Origin of the sequence: Phytopseudomonas seleniipraecipitans (assembly GCF_900102335.1) — a bacterium.
Taxonomy (GTDB): Bacteria; Pseudomonadota; Gammaproteobacteria; order Pseudomonadales; family Pseudomonadaceae; genus Aquipseudomonas; species Aquipseudomonas seleniipraecipitans.
In genome coordinates, this window is the sequence record NZ_FNBM01000005.1 from 328980 (window position 1) to 342093 (window position 13114).

Below are 13114 nucleotides of genomic sequence, written 5' to 3' on the forward strand. Positions count from 1 at the left end.
CCGGCTCAAGCTTGCGCGAAGAGGACCAATGTTATGGGTAAGAATGTCGTCGTCCTGGGCACCCAGTGGGGTGATGAGGGCAAGGGCAAGATCGTCGATCTGCTGACCGAACATGCTGCCGCCGTAGTGCGCTATCAGGGCGGTCACAACGCCGGTCACACCCTGGTGATCGACGGTGAGAAGACCGTGCTGCACCTGATTCCCTCGGGCGTGCTGCGCGAAGGCGTGCAGTGCCTGATCGGCAACGGCGTGGTGGTTGCACCTGACGCCCTGCTGCGCGAGATCACCAAGCTGGAAGAGAAAGGCGTACCGGTGCGCGAGCGCCTGCGTATCAGCCCGTCCTGCCCGCTGATCCTGTCCTTCCACGTGGCGCTGGACCAGGCTCGTGAAAAAGCCCGTGGCGAACTGAAGATCGGCACTACCGGTCGCGGCATCGGCCCAGCCTACGAAGATAAGGTCGCACGTCGTGGCTTGCGTGTGGGCGACCTGCTCAACATGCCGCGCTTTGAAGACAAGCTGCGTGAGCTGGTGGATTACCACAACTTCATGCTGGTCGGTTACTACAAAGAGCCGGCCATCGACTTCGAAACCACCCTGGCCGAGTGCAAGGCCTACGCCGAGCTGCTCAAGCCGCTGATGCTCGACGTGACCGCCGAGCTGCACGACCTGCGTCGCGCCGGCAAGGACATCATGTTCGAAGGCGCTCAGGGCTCGTTGCTCGACATCGACCACGGCACCTACCCCTACGTGACCAGCTCCAACACCACCGCTGGCGGCGTTGCGACCGGTTCGGGCGTGGGCCCGATGTTCCTGGACTACATCCTCGGCATCACCAAGGCTTACACCACTCGCGTCGGTTCGGGTCCGTTCCCGACTGAGCTGTTCGACGACGTCGGTGCGCACCTGGCCAAGCAAGGTCATGAATTCGGCGCCACCACTGGCCGTGCCCGTCGTTGTGGCTGGTTCGATGCAGTGATCCTGCGCCGCGCTATCGACGTCAACAGCATCTCGGGCATCTGCCTGACCAAGCTGGATGTGCTCGACGGCCTGGAAACCATCAACATCTGTATCGGTTATAAAGATGCAGAAGGTAACGCCGTTGCGCCGACCGACGCTGATAGCTACGTCGGTCTGCAGCCTGTGTATGAAGAAGTGCCGGGCTGGAGCGAGTCGACCGTGGGTGCCAAAACCCTGGAAGAGCTGCCGGCCAACGCTCGTGCCTACATCAAGCGCGTGGAAGAACTGATTGGTGCGCCAATCGACATCATCTCCACCGGGCCGGACCGCAACGAGACCATCGTGTTACGCCATCCGTTCGCCTGACAGGTGCTGGCTCCCCTGGAGCCGTGACTGCAAACGATGAAAGCGGGCCGCCCTTGTGCGGCCCGTTTTTCGTTTGACGGGTGCTCGTTATCGGGCGCAATCTGGCCATGTGCCGCCATTCGGCACGCGCCTTGCTTTGTCTTGATCCTACCTTGAAGTCGCCGCTCCTCTGGCGGTCGGAGGATTCACCCGTGGTTGCTGTTCTGTCGTTGTTTCGAAGCCGTTTGCTGCTGCCCGTGTTCATTGCGCTGGGTGTCGCGCTGTTTGTCCAGGTGGTGCTGGTTCTGGGCTTGACCCGCAGCACGGTAGACGCGCTGGTGATGGACCTCGAGCGGCAGCTGGGCAGTGATGCCAGCCGTCTTTCCAGCGAGCTTGAACAAGCCAATCGGGACGTCTCCGCCAGCCTGGGCAGCCTCTCGACGCGCACGCGCGAGAGCCTTTCCGCCGGCTTGTCGAGTCGACTGGGCGAGGAGCGCGTGCAAATGCGTGCCAGCCTGGAGAAAAGCCTGAAGGATTCCGCCAACGATCTGGCGCAGTTGCTCGCTGCCGTCGCGCCACGAGCCATTTGGGATTCCGATATACCCGCGTTGTCAGAGTTCGCTCGGCGTGCGCAACGTAATCCCAATGTGCTGTTCGTCATTTATGACGACGCCGAGGGCAATCACTTGACCCGTTACCTCAACCGGCAGAACGAGCAGGTCAAGGTGCTGCTCGACAAAGGTGCCGGTGAGCGTGCGCTGGACAAAGTGATCGATGCAGCCAAAAACGACCCGACGGTGTATTTCGTGGAGGCCGGTATCAACCCCAGTGGCGTGGAAATCGGCAGAGTGCTGATGGGCGTGTCCACTGCGGCGATCGATGCCGAGCTTGCCGCCATCGACTCACGCTTCGAGGCGCTACTGGCCAGTGGCGGGCAGCTGGTCGCTGATAGCCTGGCGGGTGCGTCCACTGAAAGCGCTGCGGCACTATCGGCACGGCTGGCCGCGGCACAGCAGGCTGCGCAAGGCATGTCGGCGAACACCAGTGCTGCGGTCGACGCAGCCGCTTCCAATCTGCGCTGGCGCATTGGTTTGGGATTGGCGGTGGTCGGCCTGGTTGTATTGTTGGTTCTGGCGATTGTGTTGGGGCGCCGCGTGGTAGTCCGCTTGCGCACCCTGATCGCTGCCCTTGATGACCTGGCGGCAGGCGAGGGCGATCTGACCCGGCGTATCCAGATCGACAGCCGGGACGAAGTTGGCGAGATGGCCTCGGCAGTCAATCGGTTCGTTGCCAAATTGCAACCCATCGTGCGCGAGGCGGGTGATGTCGCGGTGCGTACCGGCCAGGAAATCAGCGCGTTGACAGCGCGCAGTGCGGCCGCCGAGTCGGCGGCCAAGCGGCAGCGTGATGAAGTGGCGGCCAGCCTGCAGGCGTTGGCGGCGATGGCCGATGAGGCGCAATCGGAAAGTCGTGCCATGCAGGAAGCCTTGCAGCGCGTCGAGGCGATTCGCCAGGCGGCCCAGGAAAACGCCACCATTGCCAACCGGGTCGGCGCCTCCATTGATGAGCTTGTTCAGCGTGTCGAGGCCGGTTCAGCGGTGATCGAACGGCTGGCGGAGCAGAGCGAGCAGATCGAGGTGGTGCTGACCGTCATTCGTTCCATCGCCGAGCAGACCAATCTATTGGCGCTCAATGCCGCCATCGAGGCGGCACGTGCTGGCGAGAGTGGTCGTGGCTTTGCAGTGGTTGCCGATGAGGTGCGCGCACTGGCCAGCAAGACCCAGCAATCGACTGGCGACATCCAGTCACATATCGTTGCTCTGCAGCAGGGCGCTCGCGAGGCGGTCGACGCAATCGGGCAGGCAGGTCAGCAGGCTGATCAGGGGCTGGCGGCGCTACGTGAGAGCGCGCGCATTCAGCAGACGGTGCAGCGCTCGGTGGAAGAGGTTCATGGGGCGATCAACGCAGCGACCCAGGCTGCCGCTCACCAGGCCGAGGGCGCCAATGCGGTGCGTGGGCGAGTCGAGGTGATTCACGTCGAGGCCCAGCGTGCGGCCGAGGCGGTGGCTGCGACGGCCAATAGCGGGCGTGTGCTGGATGGGCTGGCGGGGCAATTGAAAGCCAGCCTCGGGCAGTTCAAGGTCTGACCGGGAATCGCTGGCGAGAGAGATCGGCAATTGCCGGTCTCGTTTGCCGATCACTTTTCAGCAGGCAATAAAAAACCGAGCCATTGGCTCGGTTTTTTGAATTTGGTGCCCAGGAGAAGACTCGAACTTCCACGACCTTGCGGTCACTGATACCTGAAACCAGCGCGTCTACCAATTCCGCCACCTGGGCACTGCAGTAATGTTCACCGTTGCCGGTACGGATCATTACGTCCGTTATTTGCAAAGTAGGTTATCAAGCTACTTCACGAAATTTGGTGCCCAGGAGAAGACTCGAACTTCCACGACCTTGCGGTCACTGATACCTGAAACCAGCGCGTCTACCAATTCCGCCACCTGGGCACTGAAACGGATGATTGCTCATCTATTCCGTGTTACAACGTCTCCTCGACGCTGTGGGCGCGAACTATACGGTCGTGCTTTTACCTTGTAAACCCCTGGCGGCGAAAAATTATTCGCGCGGAAAGCTGACCCGAAGGGCGCTTTCGCGCTTCAATAGACACATGGCAAAACCGACTCTAATAGATAAGGTGAACAGGTTCTAATGGCCGATTGGCAATCCCTCGATCCCGAGGCCGCTCGTGAAGCGGAAAAGTATGACAACCCTATTCCAAGCCGTGAGCTGATTTTGCAGCACCTGGCTGAACGCGGCTCGCCCGCCAACCGGGAAGAGCTGCTCGACGAGTTCGGGCTGACCACCGAAGAACAAGCCGAAGCGCTGCGCCGCCGGCTGCGCGCCATGGAGCGTGACGGTCAGCTGATCTACACCCGCCGTGGCACCTATGCGCCGGTGGACAAGCTGGATCTGATCCTCGGCCGCGTCAGCGGTCATCGTGATGGCTTCGGTTTTCTGGTGCCGGATGACGGCAGTGATGATCTGTTCCTGAGCCCGGCACAAATGCGCCTGGTGTTTGATGGTGATCGCGCGCTGGCGCGGGTTTCCGGTCTCGACCGCCGTGGTCGCCGCGAAGGCGCCGTGGTCGAAGTGATTTCCCGTGGGCACGAGACCATTGTCGGCCGTTATTACGAAGAGAGCGGTATCGGCTTCGTGATCCCTGACAACCCGAAGATCCAGCAGGAAGTGCTGATTACCGCCGGTCGCAATGGCGGTGCCAAGCAGGGCCAGTTCGTCGAAGTGGCGATCACCCATTGGCCGACGCCGCGTTTCCAGCCCCAGGGCGACGTGACCGAAGTGGTCGGCAACTATATGGCGCCGGGCATGGAAATCGACGTGGCGCTGCGCAGCTACGACATTCCGCATGTTTGGCCCGAGGCCGTGGTCAAGGAAGCACGCAAGCTCAAGCCGGAGGTCGAGGAGAAGGACAAGGAAAACCGCGTCGACATGCGGCATATCCCCTTCGTCACCATCGACGGTGAAGATGCGCGCGATTTCGACGATGCGGTGTACTGCGAGAAGAACGGCAGCAACTGGCGCCTGTTCTCCGGCGGCTGGAAGCTGTATGTCGCCATCGCCGATGTATCGCATTACGTGAAAGTCGGCTCGGCGCTGGATGCCGAAGCGCAGGTGCGCGGCAACTCGGTGTACTTCCCGGAGCGGGTCATCCCGATGCTGCCGGAAGAGCTGTCGAACGGCCTGTGCTCGCTGAACCCGAAGGTCGACCGTCTGGCCATGGTGTGTGAAATCACCATCTCCAAGACCGGCAAGATGGCTGACTATAAGTTCTACGAAGCGGTGATCCACTCCCACGCGCGCCTGACCTATAACAAGGTCAGTGCCATGCTCGAGCAGCCCAAGAGCAGCGAAGGCAAGGCCCTGCGCAGTGAATACAAGGAGGTGCTGCCGCACCTCAATCAACTGTACTCGCTGTATCAGGTGCTGCTAGCGGCGCGTCATGAGCGTGGCGCGATTGATTTCGAGACCCAGGAAACCCGCATCATCTTCGGTTCCGGTCGCAAGATTGCGGAAATCCGTCCGACTCAGCGCAATGATGCCCACAAGCTGATCGAGGAATGCATGCTGGCGGCCAACGTGGCCACCGCTGCGTTCATGCAGAAGCACGGCATTCCTGCGCTGTACCGCGTGCATGACGGTCCGCCGCCTGAGCGCCTGGAGAAACTAAAGGCGTTCCTGACCGAGCTGGGTTTGTCGCTGCATCGCGGCAAGTCCAAGGATGGTCCTTCGCCCAAGGATTATCAGGCGTTGCTGGAAAGCATTCGTGGCCGTGACGACTATCACCTGATCCAGACCGTGATGCTGCGCTCCCTCAGTCAGGCGGTGTACAGCGCTGATAACCAAGGCCACTTCGGTCTGAATTACGACGCGTACGCACACTTTACCTCGCCGATTCGTCGTTATCCGGATCTGCTGATCCACCGTGCGATCCGCAGTGTGATCCGTTCCAAGCAGGACACACCACACGTTCAGCGTGCCGGTGCGGTCAGCATGCCCAAAGCGCGCATCTATCCGTACGATGAGGCGATTCTCGAGCAGCTCGGTGAGCAGTGCTCGATGTCCGAGCGGCGTGCCGACGAGGCCACCCGTGACGTGGTCAACTGGCTCAAGTGCGAGTTCATGAAGGATCGCGTTGGCGAAACCTTCCCAGGCGTGATCACTGCGGTGACTGGCTTTGGTTTGTTCGTCGAACTCAAAGACATCTATGTCGAAGGCCTGGTGCACGTCACGGCGCTGCCGGGCGATTACTACCATTTCGATCCTGTGCACCATCGCCTGGCCGGTGAACGCAGTGGGCGCAACTTCCGCCTGGGCGACAGCGTGTCGGTGAAGGTCATGCGTGTCGACCTGGACGAGCGCAAGATCGATTTCGAAATGGCTGAGGGTGCCGATCAGGCGTCAGCTCCGCGGGCCAAGCGCCGTGATGGTGGCAAAGATAGCCGTGGCGGCAAGAGTTCGCGTGGTGGTTCGGCCAGCAACACCGATGTGCAGAAGAGTCGTGACGTGAAGAAGGCGCTGCTCGCCGATTCCAAGTCGTCAGGCAAGGGTGCCGGCAAGCCAGCGGACAAGGCCGGCAAGCCAAGCCGGCACCGCAAGGGGCCGTCGAAGAGCAAGGCTAAATCATGAGTCAGCTGGAAAAGATCTACGGCCTGCATGCCGTGGAAGCGCTGTTGCGTCATCACCCCAAGCGTGTGAAGCAGATCTGGCTGGCTGATGGTCGCAGTGATCCGCGCGTTCAGCCGCTGCTCGAGTTAGCCGGCCAGGCACGTGTTGCCGTCGGTCAGTGCGAGCGTCGCGAGATGGATGCGTGGGTCGAGGGCGTGCATCAGGGCGTTGTGGCTGACGTCAGCCCAAGCCAGGTGTGGGGCGAGGCAATGCTCGAAGAGCTGCTCGACCGCTGTGAAGGCCCGCCGTTGCTCTTAGTGCTCGATGGCGTGACCGACCCGCACAATCTCGGTGCCTGCCTGCGTACCGCCGATGCGGCGGGTGCGCTCGCCGTGATCGTGCCCAAGGACAAGTCCGCAACCTTGACGCCGGTGGTGCGCAAAGTCGCGTGTGGCGCTGCTGAGGTGATTCCTCTGGTGGCGGTCACCAACCTGGCGCGTAGCCTGGAAAAGCTTCAGCAGCGTGGCCTGTGGATCGTCGGTACTGCTGGCGAGGCTGAGCAGGAGCTGTTTCAGCAGGACATGACCGGCCCAACGGTGCTGATCATGGGGGCTGAAGGCAAGGGCATGCGTCGCCTGACGCGTGAGCATTGTGATTACCTGGTCAAGCTGCCCATGGCCGGTAGCGTCAGCAGCCTCAACGTGTCGGTGGCCACTGGTATCTGCCTGTTCGAAGCGCTGCGCCAGCGGCGTTCGGCCAAGCGCTGAGGGGCTGGTCGGCGCGACGTCGATCATCAAGCCCAGGGCTCCCCCTGCAATGCACCAGCGCTGCAGGGGAGTAGCGCTTCATTGTTCAAAATATCACCAGTTCATCTTGCGTGCGCTTGGGGGCTTCTCTAGAATGTCGCCCCTTGCCGTCGCGGCAGGTGCGTTCGCGCCCCTTCGTTTCAGCAAGTCAACAGTGTCATTCACTCCTTGCCTGACCGCATTTCGCGGCAGGCTACAACCCGTAAGGAGCATTCATGCGTCATTACGAAATCATCTTTCTGGTTCACCCGGACCAGAGCGAGCAAGTCGGCGGCATGGTCGAGCGTTACACCAAGCTGATCGAAGAAGACGGCGGCAAAATCCACCGTCTGGAAGATTGGGGCCGTCGTCAACTGGCCTACGCAATCAACAATGTTCACAAGGCTCACTACGTGATGCTGAACGTTGAGTGCAGCGGCAAGGCCCTGGCCGAGCTGGAAGACAACTTCCGCTACAACGATGCCGTGATCCGTAACCTTGTCGTCCGTCGTGAAGAAGCCGTTACTGGCCAATCCGAGATGCTCAAGGCCGAAGAAAACCGCAGTGAGCGCCGTGAGCGTCGTGAACGTCCTGAAAACGCCGAGTCCAACGACGGCGATGACAGCGACAACAACGACAGCGACAACGCTGACGAGTAATCACCGGATCTATTGAGGAGCCAATCCCATGGCACGTTTCTTCCGTCGTCGTAAATTCTGCCGTTTCACCGCTGAAGACGTGAAAGAGATCGATTTCAAAGATCTCAACACCCTGAAAGCCTACATCTCGGAAACCGGCAAAATCGTTCCTAGCCGTATCACCGGTACCAAGGCTCGTTATCAGCGTCAGCTGGCTACCGCTATCAAGCGCGCCCGCTTCCTGGCCCTGCTGCCCTACACCGACAGCCACGGCCGATAAGATCAGACGATCGACAAGTAGTAAGGGATAAACCGCATGCGCGCCTTGGCAGAATTCATTATGCGCGGCCGTATGCAGGCCACTCTGGTAGTGGTCGGTTCTGCGGCATTGCCGCTGCTGTTCTGGTTGAGTGCTGCCGCAGGATGCCTGGTGCTTCTGCGGCGTGGCCTGAGTGATGCCGCTGGCATCCTCGTCTGGGCGTTGCTGCCGGCCATTGGCTGGTGGTACTTCGGCGAACCGCGCACCTTGTTGGTGTTGCTGGGCGCGCTGGGGTTGGCGTGTGTACTGCGCGCCAATCAGTCCTGGAGGCGGGTGCTGTTGTTCAGCATCGCGCTGGGCCTGGTGTATGGACTGGTATTGGGGTCGACGTTCCGCGAGCCTATCGAAGCCATGGCGCAGGAGCTGAACAAGCTGCTGCCGCAAATGTTCGATGGCGTTCACCAACAGATGTCGGTGGATGATCAGGCGCGTCTCCAAGGTCTCATTGCACCGGTGTTAACCGGATTGCTGGCAGCTCTGCTGCAGGTGGTCAGTTTGCTAAGCCTGATGCTTGGGCGGTTCTGGCAAGCGACGTTGTACAACCCTGGAGGTTTCGGTTCCGAGTTTCGTGAGCTGAGATTTCCGCCGATGCTGGCGATGTTACTGCTGGTCGGCATGCTGCTCGGGCCCAGTCTGGGTATCGAGATGGCGATGCTGACGCCGTTGTGCAGTGTTCCGCTGGTGTTCGCGGCTATTGCCCTGTTGCACGGGCTGGTAGCCAAGGGCCGACTGTCGAAGTTCTGGCTGGTCGGGTTGTACATAACGCTGCTGCTGTTCCTGCAATTGATCTTTCCCTTGCTGGTGGTGTTAGCCATCGTCGACAGTCTGTTTGATTTTCGTGGTCGTCTGGCGGACAAGCCCGGTTCGGGTCCCGCCAACGGTGAAGGTTAAAAGTTAAGAGGTAACACCCAAATGGAAGTCATCCTGCTGGAAAAAATCGCCAACCTGGGCAACCTGGGCGATAAAGTGAACGTTAAAGCCGGTTACGGCCGTAACTTCCTGCTGCCGCAAGGCAAAGCCACTGCTGCCACCGAAGCCAACGTTGCTGCTTTCGAAGCACGTCGCGCTGATCTGGAAAAAGCAGCTGCTGACCGTAAAGCCTCGGCTGAAACTCGCGCTGCTCAGCTGGCCGAGCTGGAAGTCACCATCACCGCTACTGCGGGCGATGAAGGCAAGCTGTTCGGTTCCATCGGTACTCACGACATCGCTGACGCCCTGACCGCCTCCGGCGTTGAAGTGGCCAAAGCTGAAGTTCGTCTGCCGAACGGTACCATTCGCCAGGTTGGCGAATACGACGTAGCCGTGCACCTGCACAGCGATGTCGAAGCGACTGTCAAAGTAGTCGTAGTAGCCGCCTAAGAACCTGTCTGCGATCTACTGGATCGCAGTAAGGCTCTAATCGCGCTGCTCAGCGGGCTTGCACTCAGGTGCGTTCCCGCTAACATCGGGCACGGCATTGCGAAAGCGATGCCGTGCCTTTTGTTTTCCAACGCACGCATATTTTCCAGGCTCTCATGAACGACATCAGCATCACCGAACAGTACGACCTGCAAACCTCTGCGCTGAAAGTGCCGCCGCACTCGATAGAGGCCGAGCAGTCGGTGCTCGGAGGCCTGATGCTCGATAACAACGCATGGGAGCGGGTGCTCGATCAGGTGTCCGATGGCGATTTCTACCGCCACGATCACCGCCTGGTCTTCCGCGCCATCCACAAGCTGGCTGAGCGCAACCAGCCGTTCGACGTGGTGACCCTCTCCGAACAGCTGGACAAGGAAGGTCAATTATCCCAGGTCGGCGGCATGGCCTACCTGGGCGAGTTGGCGAAGAACACGCCGTCGGTGGCCAATATCAAGGCCTATGCGCAGATCATTCGTGAGCGGGCCACGCTGCGCAAACTGATCGGCATCAGCAACGACATTGCCGACAGCGCCTATGCGCCAGAAGGCCGTACCGGCGAGGAAATCCTTGATGAGGCCGAGCGTCTGATCTTTCAGATCGCCGAGGCGCGGCCGAAGACCGGTGGTCCGGTGGGCATCAACGACATCTTGGTCAAAGCCATCGACCGCATCGACGAGCTGTTCAATAACGGCGACGCGATTACCGGTCTATCGACTGGCTTCTCCGATCTGGATGACCTGACCAGTGGCCTGCAGCCTGCCGACCTGGTCATCGTCGCCGGGCGCCCGTCGATGGGTAAGACCACGTTCGCCATGAACCTGGTGGAAAACGCGCTGATGCGCAGCGACAAGTCGATCTTGGTGTATTCCCTGGAGATGCCCTCGGAATCCATCGTGATTCGTATGCTCGCGTCACTGGGGCGTATCGACCAGACCAAGGTGCGTGCCGGCCGCCTCGATGACGACGATTGGCCGCGACTGACCTCGGCGGTCAACCTGCTCAATGACCGCAAGTTGTTCATCGATGACACCGCCGGTATCTCACCGTCGGAGATGCGTGCGCGCTCGCGCCGTCTGGCCCGTGAGCACGGGGAGATCGGCCTGATCATGGTCGACTACCTGCAGCTGATGCAGATTCCCGGTTCGAGCGGCGACAGCCGGGTGAACGAGATTTCCGAAATTTCGCGCTCGCTCAAGGCTCTGGCAAAGGAATTCAACTGCCCGGTGATCGCGCTATCGCAGCTCAACCGCGGCCTCGAACAGCGGCCCAACAAGCGCCCGATCAACTCCGACTTGCGTGAATCCGGGGCGATCGAGCAGGACGCCGACATCATCATGTTCGTGTACCGCGACGAGGTGTACCACCCCGAAACCGAGTACAAGGGCGTCGCCGAGATCATCATCGGCAAACAGCGTAACGGCCCGCTGGGCACCGCGCGCCTGGCATTTCTGGGTAAATACTCGCGCTTCGAAAACCTGGCGCCGGGCAGCTACCAGTTCGAAGACGAATAACCCGGCCTACGCCTCGCCGTATACCGCTGTGCCTGAGCGACCGGCCGCCTTGGCCTGGTAAAGCGCCTGGTCGGCCGCCTTGTAGAGGCCGGCAAACTGCCCGGCGTGCTGGGGATAGAACGCCACGCCGATACTGATGCTCACCGTCAATGCGTGTTCGGCGTAGGCGACGGGTCTGGCCAGCTCGGTGAGCAAGCGGCCTGCAATATCGTGCGCATACTCCTGCGCATCTGCGCCCTCGATCAATACCGCAAATTCGTCGCCGCCGAGCCGCGCCACTGTGTCGGTGGTACGCACATGCTCCCGTATCCGCCTGCCGATTTGCTGCAGCATCAAGTCACCGGCGTCGTGGCCGTGTCTGTCGTTGATCGGTTTGAAGTGATCGAGATCGATCAGCAGTAGAGCCAGCGTTTCCTCTGTCTGGCTGGCTTCGCGCGCTGCACGCTCGAACTGCTCGATCAAGTGGCGGCGGTTTGGCAGCTCGGTCAGCGCATCGTGGAACGCAGCGTGATGCAGTTCCTGCTCGCGCTGTGATAGCTGCAAGTTGGTCGCCTTGAGTTCCGCCGTGCGTTTTTCCACTGCCCGCTGCAGTTCGTTGGCGCTGGCCTGCACATGTGCCAGGCGTGCGGTTTTTTCCTGATCGGCTTGCAGCAGTGCTTCGGCACGCTGGTTCTTCAGCAACTGGATGCGATATGCCAGAGCGAAAGAGAACAGGATCGACTCGGCGGCGACTGCAATGGGAAATACATAGGTGCTCCAGGACGCGGGCTGGACTATGCCAGTGGCGCGCAACAGCAGCAGGTTGATGCTGGCCAGGATCATTCCGTAACCGCAAAAATACAGGCACGCCGGGAAATAGCCCTGACGCCAGCGCACCAGCGACGCCCAGATGGCAGACGGAATGGCGGTGAATGACAACAGTACAAATATCCATGCACCCACCGCGCGGTACCCAAGCACATCGGCGATCACGGCGACGACGTACAGCGCGCAACTGATGGTCAGCAAGTGATGGGCCCATGGTACGTGTCGGCGTGTTTGCAGTAGCGTCTGGGTAAAGCGACAAGCGCCGAAGCCCCAGAGTGCTGGCAGGCTGATGCGGTCCAGCCAGAACGGCACAGCTGCATTCGGCCACAGGTACTGGAAGCCATGCCCGGTCATGCCGAGGATCATCAGCAGAGCCCCGGTGGTAGTGACCACGTACCAGAAGTACGCCGAATCGCGCAGGGCGAGAAAGATGAACAGGTTGTACAGCAGCAGGGCAGTGATCACCCCGTATATCACGCCGAGCCAGAGATTCTCGTTGGCCGCCAGCTCGTTCAGGTCGTTGAGTTGCCAGACCTTCAGCGGGAAGGAGTTACCCGCAGGGTCATAGCTCCGCAGGTAGAAGGTCAGCGGTTGCTCGCCAAGCGCCGGCAGCTGGAATAGCAGCCGGCGGTGGGCGTGGTCGCGGCCTTCGTCGAAGGCCACCGCTTCGCCCGACCGGCGCTGGCTCCAGCCCTGTTTGCCGTCAGGCAGGAACAGTTGCAGGTCGAGCAGGCTGACCGCCGCAACCTCCAGCCACCAGGCGCCTGGCGAAGGCTCGCGGGCCTGCAGGGTAACCTTGATCCACCAGGGGTTGGGGCTCTGGCCGACGCTGCCCTTGCCCTGCGCTGGAACGAAGCGCTGTTGCACCGCAGGATCGGCCATGTCATCGATGCTCAACCTCGCGCCGGGGTCTTCGAGCAATTCGATGTGCGGATTGAGTGCTCGGCCGCTGCTGTTGGCATCGAGGGTAATGACATCAGCCCGGGCAGCAAGGGTCAGCCCGGAAAGCATGCACAGCGAGATCAGGAAAATGGCTAGCCGCTGCAAGCGGAGACTCCTTGGCGGTCGGCGCCTGGCGGTCATGTTGTGGGCAAGAGTATACCCAGCGGGCGTGCGTTTGATGACGTACGCGCGTGCATATTGCATACCGTCGGATTAAGGCTCCGGCCG

General features: G+C 60.8%; 10 protein-coding genes and 2 tRNA genes. 9 read left to right on the forward strand and 3 right to left on the reverse strand.

Annotated features, from left to right (window positions below; genetic code table 11):
- Positions 1-33: 33 nt before the first annotated feature.
- Together BLS60_RS13415 and BLS60_RS21990 are read left to right on the forward strand one after the other, a co-directional pair.
- Positions 34-1323: an adenylosuccinate synthase gene (locus BLS60_RS13415; RefSeq protein ID WP_092368851.1), complete on the forward strand. Its 1290-nt coding sequence runs from the start codon at positions 34-36 to the stop codon at positions 1321-1323.
- A gap of 191 nt (positions 1324-1514) precedes the next feature.
- Positions 1515-3449, forward strand: coding sequence for a methyl-accepting chemotaxis protein (locus tag BLS60_RS21990; RefSeq protein WP_092368853.1), 1935 nt, complete (start codon positions 1515-1517; stop codon positions 3447-3449).
- A gap of 103 nt (positions 3450-3552) precedes the next feature.
- On the opposite strand, the gene BLS60_RS13425 is transcribed toward BLS60_RS21990, so the two are convergent.
- Positions 3553-3639: transfer RNA gene (locus BLS60_RS13425), tRNA-Leu, on the reverse strand.
- An 83-nt stretch (positions 3640-3722) separates the two neighbouring features.
- Positions 3723-3809, reverse strand: a tRNA-Leu gene (locus BLS60_RS13430).
- Between the two features lie 202 nt (positions 3810-4011).
- Between BLS60_RS13430 and rnr the strand changes: the two genes are divergently transcribed.
- The 7 genes from rnr (at position 4012) to dnaB (ending at position 11137) form a co-directional block, all read left to right on the forward strand.
- Positions 4012-6507, forward strand: coding sequence for a ribonuclease R (rnr, locus tag BLS60_RS13435; protein ID WP_092368856.1), 2496 nt, complete (start codon positions 4012-4014; stop codon positions 6505-6507).
- Positions 6504-7253 (forward strand): 23S rRNA (guanosine(2251)-2'-O)-methyltransferase RlmB, encoded by a 750-nt coding sequence (rlmB, locus tag BLS60_RS13440; protein ID WP_070880842.1) that lies wholly within the window; start codon positions 6504-6506, stop codon positions 7251-7253. The genes rnr and rlmB overlap by 4 nt, the downstream gene beginning before the upstream one ends.
- Before the next feature lie 254 nt (positions 7254-7507).
- Positions 7508-7930, forward strand: a complete 423-nt coding sequence (gene rpsF / locus BLS60_RS13445; RefSeq protein WP_070880841.1) for a 30S ribosomal protein S6 — start codon at positions 7508-7510, stop codon at positions 7928-7930.
- A gap of 28 nt (positions 7931-7958) precedes the next feature.
- A complete protein-coding gene (gene rpsR / locus BLS60_RS13450) occupies positions 7959-8189 on the forward strand; it encodes a 30S ribosomal protein S18 (RefSeq protein ID WP_003246847.1) in 231 nt (76 codons plus the stop codon).
- A 36-nt stretch (positions 8190-8225) separates the two neighbouring features.
- Entirely contained in the window at positions 8226-9119 is an 894-nt protein-coding gene (locus BLS60_RS13455) for a YybS family protein (protein WP_070880840.1), read from the forward strand.
- Positions 9120-9140: 21 nt separating this feature from the next.
- The gene (gene rplI / locus BLS60_RS13460; protein ID WP_070880839.1) at positions 9141-9587 is read left to right on the forward strand and encodes a 50S ribosomal protein L9; all 447 of its coding nucleotides are present in this window, start codon (positions 9141-9143) and stop codon (positions 9585-9587) included.
- Positions 9588-9742: 155 nt separating this feature from the next.
- Entirely contained in the window at positions 9743-11137 is a 1395-nt protein-coding gene (gene dnaB, locus BLS60_RS13465; protein ID WP_070880838.1) for a replicative DNA helicase, read from the forward strand.
- A gap of 6 nt (positions 11138-11143) precedes the next feature.
- Here the strand turns inward: dnaB and BLS60_RS13470 are convergent, their stop codons facing one another.
- The gene (locus tag BLS60_RS13470; RefSeq protein WP_244153415.1) at positions 11144-12955 is read right to left on the reverse strand and encodes a diguanylate cyclase domain-containing protein; all 1812 of its coding nucleotides are present in this window, start codon (positions 12953-12955) and stop codon (positions 11144-11146) included.
- Between the last annotated feature and the right edge of the window lie 159 nt (positions 12956-13114).